Here is an 18,258-nt window from a genome sequence, read left to right on the forward strand (position 1 = left end):
CCACTAGCGCTGTTACCGGTAGGAATGCCGCACGCGGTCGCAATAGTCTGTGACCGTCGGATGTTAGGCGAAACCTTGGATCTTCCTGTTGCTGAGGCCTGGCCGTCATCAAGAGGGGGGCATTCGATGCACACCCTCTTTTCAGATAAAGTGATCCGGCCATGCCGGGTTCCACCCGGCGCGCCAACGCCAGGGAATCCGGATGAATCCATCGGTCACCGAGCTGCTGCAGCACTACGATCCGTCCAAGCCGCTGGACGAGGCAAGCACTATTCCTTCCTCCTGGTATATCGATGAACGTATTTCGTCGCTGGAGAAACGCACCACCTTCTCCCGCACCTGGCAACTAGCCGGTCGCGTGGACCAATTGCGCGAACCCGGCCAATACGTCACTTGCGAGATCGCCGGCGAACCCATCTTGGTGGTGCGCGGGGACGATGGCGTGCTGCGCGGCTTCTTCAATGTGTGCCGACACCACGCCGCGGCGGTGATGACCGAAGCTTCGGGTTGCGCGAAGAACCTGCGCTGCCCTTATCACGGCTGGACCTACACGCTGGAAGGCGCGCTCAAGGGCACGCCCAGCTTCAACAGCGAGTGCCACTTCGACCGCAGCACGCACAGACTGGCGCCGGTGGCGACGGCGGTTTGGGAGAACTGGGTATTCGTGCGCCTGGACGCAGAAGGACCCGGGCTGGAGGAATTCTTGGGACCGCAACTGATCGAAGAGTTCGCAGCGTTACGGTTGCAAGACCTGCATTGGTTCGAGCGCCGGCATTACTATTTCGACTGCAACTGGAAAGTCTTCGTCGACAACTACCTCGACGGCGGCTATCACGTGCCGCACCTGCACAAGGGCCTCAACAGCGTCCTGGATTTCAAGAACTACACCATCGAGAACGGAAAGCACCACTGCCTGCAGTCCAGCCCGATGGTGAAGGACGGCGAACACGCCGATTTCTCTTCGGTGCGCGGCGGCGACCGCGCGTTGTACTACTGGCTGCATCCCAACTTCATGGTCAACTGGTACGAAGGCCAGATGGACGTGAACCTGGTCCTGCCGCTGGGGCTGGACCGCACCGAGGTGATCTTCGATTTCTACTTCGCTGACGTCTCGGAAGCCGCGCGCGAACGCAACCGGGCCAGCATCGACGTGGGCAACATCATCCAGGACGAGGACATGGCCATCTGCAAATCGGTGCAGCGCGGCCTGAATTCGCGGGCGTATTCGACCGGGCGGTTGTCGGTGCGGCGGGAGGCAGGAGAGCACCTGTTTCATCGATTGTTGCATGCGGATTTATCGCGCACGCCAGGTAGCTGAACCAGCAGATCGTCATCCCCGCGAAGGCGGGGACCCAGCGACTTTGGGTTTCACGCGAAGAGTGTGGTTCGACAAGCTCACCACGAACGGAGATCTGGAAAACTCGGCTCAAAGCAGGAAGTCACTGGGTCCCCGCCTTCGCGGGGATGACGATTCATTATTCGTATTCAAGTTCTGTCGCCCTGACCATATGGGCATAATGCGCCTGTGCGCAAGATCCTCCACATCGACATGGACGCTTTCTACGCGTCGGTCGAGCAACGCGACAATCCCGACCTGCGTGGCAAGCCCGTCGTGGTGGCTTGGCGCGGTGCGCGGTCGGTGGTGTGCGCGGCCTCGTACGAGGCGCGCAAGTTCGGCGTGCGCTCGGCGATGCCGGCGGTGCGCGCGGAGCGGCTATGTCCGCAGGCGGTATTCGTGCCGCCGGATTTCGTGCGCTACAAGGCGGCCTCGAAACAGATCCGCGACATCTTCCTGCGGCACACCGACCTGGTAGAGCCGTTGTCGCTGGACGAAGCCTACCTGGACGTCACCGAGCCCAAGACCGATTTCCCGAGCGCCACCGCCATCGCCGAGGAGATCCGCCGCCAGATTCGCGAAGAAACTTCGCTCACGGCTTCGGCGGGCATCGCCCCCAATAAATTCCTGGCCAAGATCGCCTCGGACTGGCGCAAGCCCGACGGGCAGTTCGTGATCCGTCCCCATCAGGTCGACGCCTTTCTGGCGCCCCTGCCGGTGGCGAAGATTCCCGGGGTGGGTAAGGTGATGCAGGGAAAACTGTCTGCGCTGGGTATCGAGCTGGTCAGCGATCTGCGCGAATATCCGATGGACGAACTGCAGCGCCATTTCGGCAGCTTCGGCGCCTCATTGTACCGGCGCGCGCGCGGCATCGACGAGCGGCCGGTCGAACCCAACCAGCCGGTGCAATCGATCTCCGCCGAGGACACCTTCGAACACGACGTGCCGCTGCACGAATTGGCGCCCACCATCCGTCGCCTAGCGGTGAAGACATGGGAAGCCTCGCGCAAGACCGAACGCGTGGGCCGCACGGTGGTGCTGAAGCTCAAGACTTCCCAGTTCCGTATCCTCACCCGCAGTCATACGCCGGAGACGCCGCCGGATTCCCTCGAAGCACTGACGGACATCGCGTTGTCGTTGTGCGCGAGAGTGGAGCAGCCGGAGGGAACCCTTTATCGGTTGGTGGGTGTGGGGCTGGGGGGCTTTCGCGAGCGCGAGGAGGGAATGTCCCAAGGCACATTGTTTAATGAGTCGAATATTTAATGAGTCGAACCCATAGAAAACCGTTCGTGATGACCACGAACGGGATATAAGTTTGCATGGAGCAATCTTTTCATCTGGAGCAAAATCTTGAGCTTTTCTTATTCGCTTGTCGTCTTCGACCTGGACGGCACCCTGGTAGACAGCGCGTCCGATATCGCCGAGGCGGTCAACCGCACGCTGGCGGACTGGTCGTTACCGCGTGTCGAGGAATCGGTCATCCGCGGCTGGATAGGCGACGGCGCGCGCGCGTTGGTGACCAGCGCATTCGAACATGCGGGCAAGCGCATCGATCTGGACGAAGTGATGCCGGCCTTCATGGTCCACTACGCCGAGTGCCTGTTGCTTTACCCCACGGTCTATCCCGGCGTGGTCGACACTTTGGAGGCGCTGCGCGTGGAAGGCATCGCGGTGGCGGTCTGCACCAACAAGCCCGAGCGCTTCGTGCGCCCGCTGCTGGATGCCCTGGATCTAGGCCAATATTTCGAATGCATCGTCGGCGGCGATTCGCTGCCAGAGCGTAAGCCCAGCGCAGTGCCGTTGTTGCATGTGGTCGATCATTTCGGCCTGCACGTCTCGCAATGCCTGATGGTGGGCGATTCGGCCACCGACGTGGAGACGGCGGTAGCGGCGAACATGCCGATGGCGCTGGTAACCTACGGGTACTTGCGCGGCTTCGATCCGCATTCGGTGCCAGGTGTCAGAGTCATCGATGACATGCGCGAATTGCTGAAGTAGGACTTCGCTGTGCCGAGAATGGAGGCACGTGCTTTGCCGCGTGTCCAAACGGCGCGATAAGAGCAAATCCTCCCCAACCCTCCTTTTTCAAAGGAGGGAGCTGTTCATGGCGCGTGGCGAGTCCGAGGCCGTTTTTTTGTCCCTCCTCACGACGCTTTTCCTCCCCCTTTGAAAAAGACGGATTGAGGGGGATTTGCTTTTGCTCTTACCAGCCAGACGCTGCAAACGCTCAGTCTTAGCTCAGCGCGCCGGCCGGTAGCGCAGGCTCAGCCCGTATTCGCGGCCGGGTTGGTTGTACCAGGCGATGGTCTCGTAGTCCCGGTCGAACACGTTGGTCGCACGCGCCTGCAGCGTCCAATCCGCATTCACCGCGTATTCCAACCGCAGATCGACGGTCCCGTATCCGGCCACACGCACAGTGTTGGCCGCGTCGTCGTAGCGTGCGCTGGCCCCATTGAGCGTGGTGCCGAAACGGAAAGCGCCGAAGCTGCGGTCCAGGTCGATACGGCCGGTACGCGGAGCACGGCGCGGCAGCAGGTTGTCGTAGTTGGGGTTGTCGGTGCCTTCGGCGGTCAGGTGTGCACGCGCACGCGGATCGGCATAGCTGAGCTGCGTCGACAGGTCCCAGCCGGCGAACGTGGTGGCGAAGGTCAGTTCCGCGCCACGGATGCGCGCCTCATCGATCTGCACCAGGTTGAAGAAGCTGTCGTAGCCGGTCAGCGCATCGATGCGCGTCTGGAACAGGTTGAACGTCCAGTTCCAGTTCTCGGCGTATTGCCCGATACCAACGTTGAAGCTCTTCGACTCTTCCGGCTCCAGATCCGGGTTACCGCCGAACGGGAAGTAAAGGTCGTTGAAAGTAGGCGCCTTGAAGCCGGTGCCGTAGCTGGCGTTGAGCCTGAAGTCGTTGCTCAGCGACATGCCCCAGCCGACGCTGCCGGTGGTGTGGTTGCCGAACTGTTCGTTGTCGTCGTTGCGCACGCTGGCTTGCAGCTGGTGAGCGCCGAAGCGGCCTTGGTATTCGACGAATACGCCGGTGTTGTCGCGTTCGGTCACCAGGAACTCGGTGGTGCTGGTCACTTCGTCCCGTTGCCAGTCGCCGCCGGCAGTCAACAGCTGTCCGTCGGCGAACGCGAAATCCGCCTGCAGCGAGGCCGTGTCGCGCTGCGTGTCGAATGTGTTGACATAGCTGCGGATGCCCGCGTCACGGAAGTAGGCATCGGACTTGTCCGCGGTGCGTCCTGCCTGCGCGGTGAGTTTGAAGCGCTCGCCCGGCGTCCAGGTCAGCTTGCTGCCGAGCACGCGCTGCGTGGTTTCGGTTTCGTTGCCGCCGAAGACGCTGCCGTCGTATTCGTTGTCGGCATCGGCGTTCAGGAAGTGGCCCTCGACGGTCACCTCATCGGTGAACTCGATGCCGCCGCGCAGCGACACGGAGACATTGCGGTAGCCATCCTTGTCGGGTTCGTCGGTGAAGCAACCCTGGAAGACGGGAAAGCCCGCGCCACGGCAGGCATTGATGCCGTCGGTTTCTTGGTACGCGCCTTCGGCGCTGATCCAGCCGCGCTCGCCGCGATTGCTGAAACCGGCGCTGGCCTCGCGCAGATTGTGGCTGCCCGCGCCGAGGCGGAAATGCGGTTCGAAACCCATGCCGCCCTTGCGGGTGAAGATCTGGATCACGCCGCCGATGGCTTCCGAGCCGTACAGGCTGGAGCGCGGGCCGCGGATGATTTCGATGCGTTCGATCTGGTCGACGGGCAGGTCCTGGAAAGACGCCAGACCGGCGGTCGCCGAACCGATGCGGATGCCATCGACCAGCACCAGCACATGGTCGGATTCGGCGCCGCGCAGGAAGATCGAGGTCAGCTTGCCCGCCCCGCCCTGGTTGGTGATGTTCAGGCCCGCGCGGCCTTTCAGCAGTTCCGGCAACGAGCGCGCTTGGGTGCGTTCGATCTCTTCGCGATCGATCACTTGCGCAGGCACCAGGCTGTCTTCGATGGCCACATCGGTGCGGGTGCCGGTGACCACGATTTCGTCGAGGTCGGTGGCGTCGGCGGCGATCTCCGCATGGGCTATCGAGGGAAGGGCTAGCGCGATGGCGAAAGCGAGGGCGTGGAGCGAGGGGAAAACGGAAAGACGGTGCTGCATGGCGAACTTCTCCACCGCGCACGACCCGTACGCGGAATGGTCTGATGGAGTCGCAAGCGGAGGGATTTGCCAGTTAAGGCGCGCGCGAAGGCCCGCAGCACGGACCGCCGCCGCAATGCCCGCCGCATCGCAACCAGTGAACTCCAGGGCCGGTCTCCGGGCTTGCGAGTTGAAGAGGCACTCGTGCGAGTGCGGCTTCGGCCGCGGCGCCTTCCCGCACTCGCGTGCAGTGGCTGATGCTCTGGCTGGCTCGCTTACCGTTGCGGGGGCAGCGCCGGACTTGTCGTTCGCGACCTGGGTCGGAATGACTCACCGGCTTCCCGTTTCAACCCGTTGGCGCGTGCCGCAGGGTCACCTTGAAGCGCGCGAAGTGTACGCGATGCGGGACGGGCGGGCATAGCGGCGCGTCTGGTGCGACCGATTCAGTCTTCGCGTTCGGCGCCGTCGTCGCTGTGCGAATCGAACAGATCGAACGCTGGCGACGCCTGGTGATCCTGCTGTTCGTGATCCTGTTGCTCGTGGTGCGTAGTGGTGACCGGCGAAGCGGCAGGACGCCCGCGCGGTGCGGGAAGCAGCGCGGCGGCCGCTTCGTATTCGGCCACCAGTATCTGCCGGCGCGCTTCAGGCACTTCCTGCCAATGGCAGTCGGCCAGTGCGCCTTCCAGCGCATACAGCAGGTTGAGGCTGGGGCGGAAACCGGCGCGCTTGACCCGCATAAAGGCATCGACCGGACCAGCGGCGGCGATGTCTTCCTGGGTCCGCAAGCCCACCTGGCGCAACCAGGCGGCGGATTTGGGGCCGATGTTGCGCATCTTGATCGGCGGCGCGGCGGTCATTTCAGGGCGTCCAGGAAGGCTTGGGCAATGGCTTCCAGGCCCTGTTGGTCTTCCTCGTCGAAGCGATTGACGCGCGGGCTGTCCAGGTCGAACACGCCGACCAGTTTGCCGTCGTGCACCAGCGGCACCACCAATTCGGAGCGCGAGGCCGCATCGCAGGCGATATGGCCGGGGAAAGCTTCCACATCGGCGACGCGCTGGGTCTGGCGGGTACGCGCGGCGGCGCCGCAGACCCCTTTGTCCAGCGCGATGCGGACGCAGGCGGGCAAGCCCTGGAAGGGCCCCACCACCAGCTCGGCGCCGTCGTAGAAATAGAAGCCGACCCAATTGAGATCGGGCAGGGCGTGGTAGACGAGAGCGGCCAGGTTCGCGGCGTTGGCCACGCGGTCGGGCTCGCCCTGGATCAATGCGCGCGCCTGAGCGACGAGCTGCGCATACTGTTCCGGCTTACTGCCGGACAGGGTCTGGGTGGCGAAGGACATGGCCGGATTCTATCCCTTTCATGATGACGGCGTTCCGTGCAGCCATGGTGTGGCTACGCCTGGTGATTAGGCGCACATGCGTAACCTAAATCATGCAAAAGTAAACGGGATTCGACGCGAGCAACGGCCACGATTTCCCAGATGAAGCATTTCTACGTCACCGGAACCGACACCGGCATAGGCAAGACCATCGCGTCTACCGCGTTGCTGCACACCTTGCGATCGAGCGGGCTGCGTGCGGTCGGCATGAAGCCGGTGGCCAGCGGTTGCGTGTGGACAGATACCGGCTGGCACAACGAGGATGCATTGGCGTTGCTGGAAGCCAGCGATCCGCGCCCGGACTACGCCGACCTCAATCCCTATGCGTTGCCTTCGCCGCTGGCGCCGGAAATCGCCGCGCGCGAGGCCGGGGTGGAAATCGAATTGGGGAAGATCGTTTCCGCATTCGAACGCTTGCAAGCCCTGGCCGATGCAGTGGTGGTGGAGGGTGTCGGAGGTTGGTCGGCGCCGTTGTCTGCCACGCTGGATCAGGTCGACGTGGCGCGCAGCTTACGCCTGCCGGTGGTGATGGTGGTGGGCATGCGCCTTGGCTGTCTCAATCATGCGCGACTGACGGCGCGTGCGATCGCGGACGACGGTTGCGAGTTGGTGGGCTGGATCGCCAACCACGTGGATCCCGAGATGGCGCGGCAGGACGAGAATTTCGAAATGCTCAAACTACGCCTGCACTCGCCGTGTTGGGGGCGGCTTCCCTACAGCCCTTCGCCGGATGCCCGAGCGCTCTCGCGATTGCTGAAACCAGGGCAATAAAAAACCCGGCAGCGTGGGGGCTGCCGGGTCGGTTGCGCGGAGGGAGGGGGGCCGCGCAATAAAACGACGAGGTGTTTCGAACTGCTTGGCGAACTACTTACTTACCCTTGGCGGCCTTGGTCGCCTTGGCCACGGTCGCCTGGGCGGTTTCGCTGGCGGCTTCGAACTGGCTCTTGGCCAGCTGGCCGAGGGCTTCATTGGTCTTCAAGGTCAGGCCGATCACTTCCTGGCCAGCAGCGGCGAAGCGCTCGGCGTTTTCCTTGGCGATCTGCAGGCCCTTCGGCCACACGGTCTTGTAGGCTTCGACGTCGCGGATTTCCGACAGTTCGCCGAAGAACGCGGTGGTGGCTTCGACGTTCTTTTCGAAGGTCTTCAGCTGCACGCCGAACACGGTCTCGGCATTTTCCAGGGCCAGACGGTTGGCGCGCGCAGCGGCAGCGGCGAACTGGTGGGTGAAGGTGGTGAACTGTTCGTTGATCTGTGCGGACATGGTGATGTCTCCTGAAAGGGGTTTTACCGGCTTGTTGCGGTGCAACATACGCAAGTCTTTGTTGCAATGCAACAACAGGCGTATGGTCAGCCGACGAACGGTCAGCGCCCGTTTAAAATCAAGTGCTTGAAGCCTGTTGCTGTGGGAGCGGCGTCCCGCAGCGAGCTCTTACCTAGCGTAGGTCGCAACGCGTGATTGCCTGGAAGGGAAAGCTCGCGGCGGGACGCCGCTCCCACGGCCCCCTACGATCCCTTAGCCGCGGTAGCGGCAGCCCGAGGTGCAGGTCTCGTGGACCACGATCTCGCTTAGCGCGGGCAATGCGGGCTTGAGACGCTCCCAGACCCAGATCGCCAGCCGTTCGCTGGTCGGGTTGTCCAGGCCTTCGATGTCGTTGAGGTAATGATGATCCAGCTGGTCGTACAGCGGCTGGAACGCGGCCTTGATGTCGCCGAAGTCCATCACCCAGCCCGTTTCCGGCCCCGGCTCACCCGCCACGCGCACTTCTATGCGGAACGAATGTCCGTGCAGACGCGCGCATTTGTGGCCGGGCGGTACGTTGGGCAGCCGGTGCGCGGCTTCCAGGGTGAAGATTTTGAAGATGTCCATGGGTGGCATTGTAGGGGTGGAGGATGGGGCAGCGAAGGCTAGCCGTCGGCGATAAGCCAAAGCGTCAGCAGTACAAACCGTCGGCGATAAATTTCAAAGGTTGTCATCCCGGCGAATGCCGGGATCCAAGCTCGCCCGCCGCTATCCGAACGCAGGAACGCCTTCTCGCCGATAGTTGGATCCCGGCATTCGCCGGGATGACGTTCCTATTTGGGTTGCCATCAGCGACTTCGCGTATGGCGACACAAAAAAGCCGACCCGAAGGCCGGCTTTCCATGCGACTACTATCGGCCAATCAACGCGCCGGACGCGCACCCTGGCGGTAAGGGTTCGGACTACGCGCACCATCGCGCTGTCCACCACCCGGATTGCCAGCAGTGCGCTGCTTCGGACCAGCATGCGCGTGACGCGGCGCATCCGAATGCGGACGACGCGCGGTGTTGGCCCGACGCGGGGCGTTGTTGCCGCCCGGACGCTCGTTGGGCGGGTTGTCGTTGCCCCAGCGGATCGGACGCATCGGCTCGAAGCCCGGCACATCGCGTATTTCCACGTCGCGCTTGAGCATGCGGGTGATCGCACGCAGCAACTTGGCTTCATCCTGCGCCACCAGCGAGATCGCCTCGCCCTGCGAACCGTTGCGGCCGGTGCGGCCGATACGGTGCACGTAATCTTCGGCGACCATCGGCAGGTCGAAGTTGATCACGGTCGGCAGCTGGTCGATGTCGATGCCGCGCGCGGCGATATCGGTGGCCACCAGTACGTTGATGCGGCCGGCCTTGAAGTCCTTCAACGCGCGGATGCGGGCGCCCTGGCTCTTGTTGCCATGGATCGCCGCGGCCTTGATGCCGGACTGCTCCAGGTACTTGGTCAGCTTGTCGCAGCCGTGCTTGGTGCGGCCGAACACCAGGGTCTGCTTGCGCGAATCGGCAGCCAGGATGTGCAGCAGCAGCTCGCGCTTACGGGTGCCGTCGACCGGATGCACGCGGTGGCTGATGGTCTCGGCCACGGTGTTGCTGGGGGTGACCTGGATCTGCTTCGGCTCGTGCATGAACTCCATCGCCAGCTGCTTGATGCTGTCGACGAAGGTCGCCGAGAACAGCAGCGTCTGCCGGTTTTGCTTGGGCAGCTTGGTGAGGATGCGCTTGATCGCTGGCAGGAAGCCCATGTCGAGCATGCGGTCGGCTTCGTCCAGGACCAGGATCTCGATGCCCGACAGGTCCACGTTGCGGCGGTCCATGTGGTCGATCAGGCGGCCCGGGGTCGCCACGATCAGGTCCACGCCACGGCGCAGCGCGTCCTGCTGCGGGCCCATGCCGGCGCCGCCGTAGATGGTGGTGCTGGGGATGCGCAGGTATTTGCTGTAATCGCGCAGGCTGTCGTGCACCTGCACGGCCAGCTCGCGGGTCGGGGCCAGGATCAACGCGCGCGGCTTGCGCTGGCCGTTGACGGCCTGCGGCGAGGTGCCCAAGTGCTGCAACAGCGGCAGGCCGAAAGCGGCGGTCTTGCCGGTGCCGGTCTGCGCGCCGGCCATCAGGTCGTGACCGGCCAGGGCCAGCGGAATGGCCTGGGTCTGGATAGGGGTGGGGGTGTCGTAACCCTGTTCTTTCAGGGCACGCAGCAGGAAGGGCGAAAGCCCGAGGTTTTCAAAAGACATTCGATGAAGCTCCAGTATTCCGACCGCAACGGCCGCAGTCGCCCACGCAAAGTGCGGACGGCAACAGACCAGAAGAGATCGAGGTATTACCCGAAGCGTTCCCGATGAACCGCGCTGCGAGAAATGTAGGCGGCCGGCGCCAAAGCGGCGGGGCCGTATCTGCAAGGCGAATGGCGTCGGAGTGGGGGCGGGCGCATCGGTCAGCTTACGAGACCTGAGGCGCCGGCGATCCCGAAGGGAAACGGACGGCCGCTTGCAAACGGGGCGCACTGTAACCGATCCCGGCCACGAATGCTCGCGCTGCTGCGCCGGCTCGTTCAGAAAGGGTGAGGAGTATCATTGCCGTATGCACGGGAAACCCCACTGCTGACATGAGTACGCCCGTCCTGCGCAGCCCCAGAGGCAAGGATGTTCCCGGCCAGATCCGGGTCGCAGCGCCGTCGCGTCGCGTCGGGACGCACGCCTGCAGCGGCTGCCTGGTGCGCCATCTGGCGGTTTGCGATGCGCTTTCGGCCGTGCAAACCGATGCGCTGGACGCGATGGCCGGCGATGTCCGCCTTGAGGCCGGACAGATGCTGGCCCGCGAAGGCGATGTGCGGCGCTATGTCTTTACCGTCACCTCCGGGGCCCTGCGCCGCATCCGAGTGTTGCCGGACGGCCGTCGGCTGGTGGCCGGCTTCCTGATGCCGGGCGATTTCATCGGTTTCAGCGGCGCTTCCCACTACCGGCACTCGATCGAGGCAATCAGCGATAGCGTGCTCTGTTCCATCGCCCAGGCCGACATGCGCGAATTGTGCGAACGCCATCCCGGGCTGGAGCACGAATTGTTGGAACGCGCTTGCGTCGAACTCGATGCGACCCGCAACAACCTGATGGCGTTGGCGCGAATGACGCCGCTGGAGCGTCTGGCCGGTTTCCTGCTGGACATGGCCGCGCGCCGGCAGCGCCAGGGCATCGGCGGCAACCAGTTGGTGCTGCCGATGACGCGCGCCGATATCGCCGACTACTTGGGGCTGACCGTGGAAACGGTGAGCCGCAGTTTCACCAAGCTGCGCCAGGACGGGATGATCGCGGCCAGCGATCCGCATCACATCGAGTTGCTGGATTCGGAGCGGTTGCGAGCGTTGGCGGAAGCGCGGGCCTGATCATTTTTCCTTCTCCCTCCGGGAGAAGGTGGCGCGAAGCGACGGATGAGGGAATGCGAATTCAGGCTCACGGGAAGTTGTAGTTCAAGCTGAGTTCTCCCTCCCTCATCCGCCCTCCGGGCACCTTCTCCCGAGGGGAGAAGGGAATTAGTCGGCCATCAACTTTCCATCGATCAACCGATACCGCGCATGCACCACGCCTTCCGGCAATTCGTCATGACTGACCATCAGCACACTGCACGATCCGCTGGCCGCGGCCAGGTCCAGCAGCAGTTCGTTGGCGGTGTCGGCATCCAGGCCTTCGGTCGGCTCGTCCAGCAACAATAACGGCGTGTCGCGCAGCAACGCGCGCGCAAGGGCGATGCGGCGCGATTGACCCACCGAAAGTGTGGCGCCGTTCTCGCCGATCCACGCATCGAGCCCCTCCGCTAACGCGCTGATCGCGCCTTCCATCTTCACTTGCGACAACGCGTTCCACAGGCGCGCATCGTCCGCTTCGGGCGCGCCCATGCGCAGGTTGTCGCGCACGCTGCCGGCGAACACGGGCGCTTCCTGCGGCAACCACGCGATCTGCGAATGCCAGTCGGCTTGCTTGAATTGGCGCAGATCGGTGCCGCCATAACGCACCGATCCGCTTTGCGGATCGCACAGGCGCAGCGCCAGCGCCAACAGCGAACTCTTGCCGGCGCCGCTGTCGCCGTACAGCGCGATGCGTTGCCCGGGGGCGATACGCAGGGTCGCTTCCCGCAATACATCGCGCGCCTCATTCGGCCAGTGGAAACAGACGTTCCGGAATTCCAGGTCCGCATGCTTAGGAACAGAGTGGGCCATCGCGGGGTCGGCCACCAGCGGCGCCTGCGTGGCAACCTGCCGGAGCCGCTGCTGCGAAGCGCGCGCGGCCTGCAGCGATTGCCAGGCCAGGTTCGCGCCTGCGCATGCTTCGTAGACGGCGACGGTAATGAAGAACAGTCCACCCGCCGCAGCGGGAGACAGGCGGCCGTTGTACGCCGCGTCCAGCAACAACCACAGCATGATCGGCAGCGAGATGGCCACCACAGCCGCATGCAGCGCAGTGCCCAGCGACAGGCGCGTCTTGCGCTCGCGCTCGCAGCGCGCGGCTTCCGCGGTGGCTGCATCGATATGCTCGATCCAAGATTCGGTCGCTTCCAGCGCAGCCAGATCGGTCGCGCCTTCCAGCCCTTCCAGTACCGCGGTGCGCAAGTCCGCGCGTGCTTGCGCTCTGGCAGTTTCAACGTGGTTTGCGCTGCGGGTGATGAGGTAGGGAACGCCGACGCCCAACGCCAGCAGAATCAGGGTGAGTAGCGCTCCGGCCGCAGGTAGCACGAACCCCGCCGCGATGACGGCGACCAATCCCAATCCCGCCAGCGCGAGCAAGGGGCCGAGGGCGCGCACCAGCAAGCCATCCACGCTTTCGATGTCCGCCACCAGTCGCGCCAACAGATCGCCCACACGATGCCTTCCCAGTCCCAGCGGAGCCAGTGGCAACACGCGGCGGAAGAAGTCCACGCGCAGGTCGCGCGCCAGCCGCAGGGTCACGTCGTGGCCGACGAGTTTTTCGGCGTATCGCGACAGGATGCGGATGAAAGTCAGCGCACGGATACCCGCAGACGGACCGAAGAAATTGAATCCCATTGCCGTTGCGCCCGCCAGCGCAGCAGCGGTCAGGAAGTGCCCGGCTAGCCCCAGCAAGGCGGTTCCCGCCAGCAGCGTGAGCAACAGCAGGAAGATCGTCAACGCGATGGATCGCGCGTGCAGGCGGAACACGTTCATGCAGCGCCCTCCGCTGGAGAGATCACGCCGCCCGGCAGCCACAGGACTTGTCCGGCCATGCGCATGGCCGCGGAACTGTGCGTCGCTAGCACCAGGGTGCGCCCGCGCGCGAACTCCGCCAGTGCGGCAAGCAGTGCGGTTTCGGTTTCGGAATCGAGGAATGCAGTGGGCTCGTCCAGTAGCAACAGCTGCGGGTCGCGCAGAAACACACGGGCCAAGGCAATGCGTCGGGCTTCGCCGCCGGACAGACCGAAGCCGCGTTCGCCGATCATCGTGTCCAGTCCCTGCGGAAGCTTGTGCGCGAAGCGGAGCACTTGCGCGGCTTCGGCGGCGGCGTGCAGCTCGGCATCGCTGGCTTGCGGCTTGGCGATGCGCAGGTTGTCGGCGATGCTGCCGTGGAAAAGGTAGGGACGCTGCGAGGCGTAGCCGATGCGTGTGGCTTCGCGGATCGACACGCTGCCGCCGGTGGGAGGGAGCCAGCCGACCAATGCATCGAGCAGCGTGCTTTTCCCGCAGCCGCTTGGGCCGGCCAGCGCAAGGCGGCCGTCGACGTTCAAGTCAAAGGTGATGCCTGTCAGCACGTTACCTGCCGCGCCGAGCGGCCGCAGGCTGAGATCTCGGACTTCAAGCCTCGCGGTCGCAGCAATAACCGGCTGAGACGCAAGCCGACCTTGTGGGAGCGGCGTCCCGCCGTGAGCTTCTGCTTCTGTGCTTGCTTGTGACCGTTCTTCCAGGATTGTGGGGGAGGGCAAGAGCTCGCGGCGGGACGCCGCTCCCACGTGCGCGGCATCTGCGGCACGTGCGGTGTCTTCCAAAGCGCTTTCCATTTCATCGAGTGCGGCCAACGCATTCGCGCGGTCGTGGTAATGCATCGCCAGACGCCGCAACGGCGCGTAATACTCCGGCGCCAGCAACAGGCAGAACACGCCCATGCCCAGACTCAAGCGTACGTCGCGAAGGTCCAGCATGCCCAGATAGCTCAGGCCCAAGTAGACCGCCACCATCGCCACGCTCAACGAAGCGAAGAACTCCAGGACGGCCGAAGACAGGAAAGCAATTCGCAGCACTTTGAGGCTGCGCACCCGAACTCCTTCAGCCGCATCGCGTATGCCCGCCAATTCGACGTCGCCGCGTCCGTACAGCCGGATCACTCCCAACCCGCGCAAGCGATCGGCGAAATAGCCGCCCATGCGCGCCAGTGCCTTGAGCTGCTGTCGGCTGGCCGCTTCCGCACCCCAGCCGACCAGCATCATGAACAAGGGAATCAGCGGAAAAGTCACTAGCAGGATCGCGCCGACCACGCGATCCACGCAGAACACCGCAATCAATAAGGCCAGCGGTACCGCGATCACTTCCGCGCGCGCCAACAGATAGCCGCCGAAATAGCCTTCCATCGCATCGGCATGCGTGCCCATCAATTCGGCGAGTTCGCCGCTGCGGCGTTGACGCAGCCATAGCGGCCCAGCCGCCAGCAGGCGCCGGATCAGCCCATTACGGAGATCGGCGCGTATGGCTTCCACGGCCTCATCGGCTTGCCTGCGCGATATCCAGGCCAGCGCGGCGCGCAGCAATCCCACAATCAACAGCGCGCACAATGCGGCCATCGAGTCGCGGGGGCTCGCATGCTCCACCAGTACTTGCTGTACCGCCCAGGCAATGGCGGCCGCCTGCGGAATCAGCATCCAGCCCGCGAGCGCACTGCAGGCGCCGGCGATGCGCAGACGGCCTTTGTAGGCCCGGCCCAACCCATCCAGGCGCCGGATCTTTCCCCGGCGCAGCGCGACGGCTTCCGTTTCCGCCGTTGCTACGGCTTCCATGCGGTCGGCGTCGAGGGGGAGTGGGCGGTGATCAAGGCGAACCGTGGGTTCCGGGTGGAAAGTACCGGTGATCGCATTGTAGCTATGCGCCGAAGGCGGACGTTGATCCAGATCAATGCGGCAGGCGAAGAAGGAGCGCAGAATGCCGGCATCTTCACCGGGTAAGCCGCGCCATGCCGGACATGACCGTAGTCGAGTTGTCGCGCCTGCAGTTCGCGCTGACCGCGATGTACCACTTCCTGTTCGTGCCGCTGACTCTGGGCCTGTCCTTCATGATCGCGATCATGGAGAGCGTCTACGTGATGACCGGGCGCGACATCTGGCGGCGGATGACGCTGTTCTGGGGCACGCTGTTCGGCATCAACTTCGCCATGGGCGTGGCCACCGGCATCGTCATGGAGTTCCAGTTCGGCATGAACTGGTCTTACTACAGCCAGTACGTCGGCGACATCTTCGGCGCGCCGCTGGCCATCGAAGGGCTGATGGCGTTCTTCCTGGAAGCCACTTTCGTTGGCTTGTTCTTCTTCGGCTGGGACAAGTTGTCTAAGGTCAAGCATCTGATGGTGACCTGGCTGGTTGCGCTGGGCACCAATTTCTCGGCGTTGTGGATACTGATCGCCAACGGCTGGATGCAATATCCGGTCGGCGCGAAATTCAATCCTGCCACCATGCGCATGGAAATCACCGACTTCATGGCGGTGATGTTCAATCCGGTGGCGCAGGCCAAGTTCGTGCATACGGTCAGCGCGGGCTATGTGCTGGGTGCGGTGTTCGTGATGGCGATCAGCGCGTTCTACCTGCTGCGTGGCCGGCACGTGGATCTCGCCAAGCGCTCGATGGCAGTGGCTGCGAGCTTCGGATTGGCGGCGTCGTTGTCGGTGGTGGTGCTGGGCGACGAGAGCGGCTACGTCACCGGCGAAAACCAGAAGATGAAACTGGCGGCGATCGAGGCGATGTGGGAGACCGAACCGGCTCCGGCCGGTTTCAACGCCTTCGCCATCCCCAACCAGGAAACACGCACCAACGAATACGTAGTGCATATCCCCTGGGTGATGGGTCTGATCGGCACGCGCTCGTTCAATACCGAGATCCCCGGCATCGACGAGCTGGTCGAGCGCGCCGAGGAGCGCATCCGCAACGGTCAGGTCGCCTACGCAGCTCTGCAGCAGCTGCGCGCCGACCGCAGCGATATGCATGCGAAGGCCATGTTCGATTTGCATTGGCAGGACATGGGCTACGCGCTGTTGCTGAAACGCTACCGTGAGGACATCGGCAACGCTACCGAGCAGGAAATCGACAAAGCCGCTATCGACACCATTCCACGGGTGGCGCCGCTGTTCTGGAGCTTCCGCTTGATGGCCGGCGTGGGTTTCTACTTCATCGCCTTCTTCGCACTGGCATTCTGGTTGGCGACAGTGCGGAAGCTGGACAGATACCGCTGGTTCCTGAAATTGGCGCTATATAGCCTGCCGCTGCCCTGGTTGGCCATTGAGGCGGGCTGGCTGATCGCCGAATACGGACGACAGCCGTGGATCATCGACGGTGTGCTGCCGACGTTCCTCGCCGCCTCCGGCCTGAAGCTGCACCAAGTGATCATTTCGCTGACCGGCTTCGTGGTCATCTACACCTCGCTGGCGGTGGTCGACGTGTACCTGTTGCGCAAGGTGATCTTGAAGGGACCGGACGACATGCCCGGCGGCGAGCGGCGCCCCAACCACGAAGGCACGCCGCTGGCGGCCGCTTCCTCGACTGCGGCCTGACAGGAGAACGACATGGACACGATTCCCCTCGACTACGAAACCCTGCGCCTGATCTGGTGGCTGCTACTGGGCATTCTGCTGATCGGTTTCGCGGTAATGGACGGCTTCGACCTGGGCGTGGGTACGTTATTGCCCGCCGTGGCGCGCACCGACGCCGAACGGCGTTTGGTGTTGAACGTGATCGGCCCGGTGTGGGAAGGTAACCAGGTATGGCTGATCGTAGGCGGCGCGGCGATTTTCGCTGCCTTCCCGGCGCTGTATGCGGTCAGTTTCTCAGGCTTCTATCTGGCGATGTTCCTGATCCTGTTCGCGCTGATATTGCGACCGGTCGGTTTCAAGTTTCGCAGCAAAGTGGAAGACAAACGCTGGCGCGCGGTATGGGACTGGGGGTTATTCATCGGCGGGTTCGTGCCGGCACTGGTGTTCGGCGTGGCCATGGGTAACGTACTGTTGGGCGTACCTTTCCATTTCGACGACACCTTGCGCATCTACTACACCGGTGGATTCTTCGCGCTGCTTTCGCCGTTCGCGGTGCTGTGCGGTCTGGTCAGCGTGAGCATGCTGGTGGCGCATGGCGCGGCGATGCTGACGATCAAGACCGATGGGCCGGTGGCGTTGCGCGCGCGGCGCTATGGTTCATTGGCGGCGTTGGCGACGGCGGTGCTGTTCGTGCTGGCCGGGATCTGGGTGGCCTTTGGGATAACAGGCCATGCGATCGTAGGAGTCACCGATACCGCGGCCGCATCGAACCCGTTGTTCAAGCAGGTCACGTCCGCAACCGGCGGTTGGATGGCCAACTACCAGGCTATGCCCTGGACCTGGATCTTCCCGGCGCTGGGCGTGCTGGGCGCGCTGCTGAGCGCGCTGCTGCTGCGCGCAGGACGCGGCGGATCGGCGTTCCTGGCTTCGGCATTGGCCATCGCCAGCATCATTCTCACCGAAGGAGTGGCGGTGTTCCCGTTCCTGCTGCCGTCCTCCACCCACCCGTCTTCCAGCCTGACCCTGTGGGATTCGTCCTCCAGCCACATGACCTTGTTCGTCATGCTGGTGGTGACCTGCCTGTTCCTGCCCCTGATCCTCCTCTACACCAGCTGGGTGTACCGCGTATTGCGCGGCAAGGTCAGCCCGGAAAGCCTGGAACAGAACCACAACTCTTATTGAGGTGAACCATGTGGTATTTCTCCTGGATACTCGGCGTGAGTCTGGCGGCGAGTTTCGCCATCCTCAACGGCATGTGGTACGAAATGCGCGAGAACGACCGCACCGCGCGCGAAGCCAAAGAGCAGGAAGCCAAGCGCCTGGCGGAAGAAGCACGCGGCGACTGAAACCCGGAGTGGCGGGAGCGCAGTGGTGGGGGGGGGGGGGGGGGGGGGGGGGGGGGGGGGGGG

16 protein-coding genes and 1 riboswitch are annotated in these 18,258 nt (G+C 63.8%); of the genes, 8 read left to right on the forward strand and 8 right to left on the reverse strand.

Annotated features, from left to right (window positions below; all coding sequences use genetic code 11):
• The first annotated feature begins 202 nt into the window (after positions 1-202).
• From AC1DTQ_RS08650 to gph, 3 genes are all read left to right on the forward strand, one after another.
• A complete protein-coding gene (locus AC1DTQ_RS08650; protein ID WP_477849106.1) occupies positions 203-1,318 on the forward strand; it encodes an aromatic ring-hydroxylating oxygenase subunit alpha in 1,116 nt (371 codons plus the stop codon).
• Between the two features lie 207 nt (positions 1,319-1,525).
• A complete protein-coding gene (gene dinB, locus AC1DTQ_RS08655; protein ID WP_477849107.1) occupies positions 1,526-2,599 on the forward strand; it encodes a DNA polymerase IV in 1,074 nt (357 codons plus the stop codon).
• Between the two features lie 87 nt (positions 2,600-2,686).
• Positions 2,687-3,334, forward strand: coding sequence for a phosphoglycolate phosphatase (gene gph / locus AC1DTQ_RS08660; protein ID WP_477849109.1), 648 nt, complete (start codon positions 2,687-2,689; stop codon positions 3,332-3,334).
• A gap of 240 nt (positions 3,335-3,574) precedes the next feature.
• Here gph and btuB read toward each other — a convergent pair whose 3' ends face one another.
• The 3 genes from btuB to AC1DTQ_RS08675 form a co-directional block, all read right to left on the reverse strand.
• Positions 3,575-5,479, reverse strand: coding sequence for a TonB-dependent vitamin B12 receptor (gene btuB, locus AC1DTQ_RS08665; RefSeq protein ID WP_477849111.1), 1,905 nt, complete (start codon positions 5,477-5,479; stop codon positions 3,575-3,577).
• Positions 5,480-5,609: 130 nt separating this feature from the next.
• A riboswitch (cobalamin riboswitch) is annotated at positions 5,610-5,853 on the reverse strand.
• Positions 5,854-5,901: 48 nt separating this feature from the next.
• On the reverse strand, positions 5,902-6,315 hold the full coding sequence (locus AC1DTQ_RS08670; RefSeq protein WP_477849112.1) for a TfoX/Sxy family protein: 414 nt from the start codon (positions 6,313-6,315) through the stop codon (positions 5,902-5,904).
• Positions 6,312-6,797, reverse strand: a complete 486-nt coding sequence (locus AC1DTQ_RS08675) for a GAF domain-containing protein (protein WP_477849113.1) — start codon at positions 6,795-6,797, stop codon at positions 6,312-6,314. Before AC1DTQ_RS08675 ends, AC1DTQ_RS08670 begins: the two co-directional genes overlap by 4 nt.
• A gap of 141 nt (positions 6,798-6,938) precedes the next feature.
• Here AC1DTQ_RS08675 and bioD point away from each other — a divergent pair, with 141 nt between their 5' ends.
• Positions 6,939-7,607, forward strand: a complete 669-nt coding sequence (gene bioD, locus AC1DTQ_RS08680) for a dethiobiotin synthase (RefSeq protein WP_477849114.1) — start codon at positions 6,939-6,941, stop codon at positions 7,605-7,607.
• A gap of 97 nt (positions 7,608-7,704) precedes the next feature.
• On the opposite strand, the gene AC1DTQ_RS08685 is transcribed toward bioD, so the two are convergent.
• From AC1DTQ_RS08685 to AC1DTQ_RS08695, 3 genes are all read right to left on the reverse strand, one after another.
• The gene (locus AC1DTQ_RS08685; protein ID WP_093285472.1) at positions 7,705-8,097 is read right to left on the reverse strand and encodes a phasin family protein; all 393 of its coding nucleotides are present in this window, start codon (positions 8,095-8,097) and stop codon (positions 7,705-7,707) included.
• Between the two features lie 252 nt (positions 8,098-8,349).
• On the reverse strand, positions 8,350-8,703 hold the full coding sequence (gene queD, locus AC1DTQ_RS08690) for a 6-carboxytetrahydropterin synthase QueD (protein ID WP_093285477.1): 354 nt from the start codon (positions 8,701-8,703) through the stop codon (positions 8,350-8,352).
• 295 nt (positions 8,704-8,998) lie between these two features.
• Positions 8,999-10,357: a DEAD/DEAH box helicase gene (locus AC1DTQ_RS08695; RefSeq protein WP_477849115.1), complete on the reverse strand. Its 1,359-nt coding sequence runs from the start codon at positions 10,355-10,357 to the stop codon at positions 8,999-9,001.
• Positions 10,358-10,728: 371 nt separating this feature from the next.
• On the opposite strand from AC1DTQ_RS08695, the gene AC1DTQ_RS08700 reads away from it, so the two are divergent.
• On the forward strand, positions 10,729-11,502 hold the full coding sequence (locus tag AC1DTQ_RS08700; RefSeq protein ID WP_477849117.1) for a Crp/Fnr family transcriptional regulator: 774 nt from the start codon (positions 10,729-10,731) through the stop codon (positions 11,500-11,502).
• A 147-nt stretch (positions 11,503-11,649) separates the two neighbouring features.
• Here AC1DTQ_RS08700 and cydC read toward each other — a convergent pair whose 3' ends face one another.
• Together cydC and cydD are read right to left on the reverse strand one after the other, a co-directional pair.
• Positions 11,650-13,293 carry a thiol reductant ABC exporter subunit CydC gene (gene cydC, locus AC1DTQ_RS08705; RefSeq protein WP_477849118.1) on the reverse strand — a complete coding sequence of 548 codons (1,644 nt, stop codon included), beginning with the start codon at positions 13,291-13,293 and terminating at the stop codon, positions 11,650-11,652.
• Positions 13,290-15,110 carry a thiol reductant ABC exporter subunit CydD gene (gene cydD / locus AC1DTQ_RS08710; RefSeq protein ID WP_477849119.1) on the reverse strand — a complete coding sequence of 607 codons (1,821 nt, stop codon included), beginning with the start codon at positions 15,108-15,110 and terminating at the stop codon, positions 13,290-13,292. Before cydD ends, cydC begins: the two co-directional genes overlap by 4 nt.
• 173 nt (positions 15,111-15,283) lie before the next feature.
• On the opposite strand from cydD, the gene AC1DTQ_RS08715 reads away from it, so the two are divergent.
• Genes AC1DTQ_RS08715 through cydX form a run of 3 tightly spaced genes read left to right on the forward strand, consistent with a single transcriptional unit; the run spans position 15,284 to position 18,195 of the window.
• Positions 15,284-16,870 carry a cytochrome ubiquinol oxidase subunit I gene (locus tag AC1DTQ_RS08715; RefSeq protein WP_477849120.1) on the forward strand — a complete coding sequence of 529 codons (1,587 nt, stop codon included), beginning with the start codon at positions 15,284-15,286 and terminating at the stop codon, positions 16,868-16,870.
• 12 nt (positions 16,871-16,882) lie between these two features.
• Positions 16,883-18,031 carry a cytochrome d ubiquinol oxidase subunit II gene (cydB, locus tag AC1DTQ_RS08720; protein ID WP_477849122.1) on the forward strand — a complete coding sequence of 383 codons (1,149 nt, stop codon included), beginning with the start codon at positions 16,883-16,885 and terminating at the stop codon, positions 18,029-18,031.
• An 8-nt stretch (positions 18,032-18,039) separates the two neighbouring features.
• The gene (cydX, locus tag AC1DTQ_RS08725) at positions 18,040-18,195 is read left to right on the forward strand and encodes a cytochrome bd-I oxidase subunit CydX (protein ID WP_477849123.1); all 156 of its coding nucleotides are present in this window, start codon (positions 18,040-18,042) and stop codon (positions 18,193-18,195) included.
• Positions 18,196-18,258 lie beyond the last annotated feature (63 nt).

The organism is Pseudoxanthomonas sp. P4_B2, assembly GCF_056402315.1.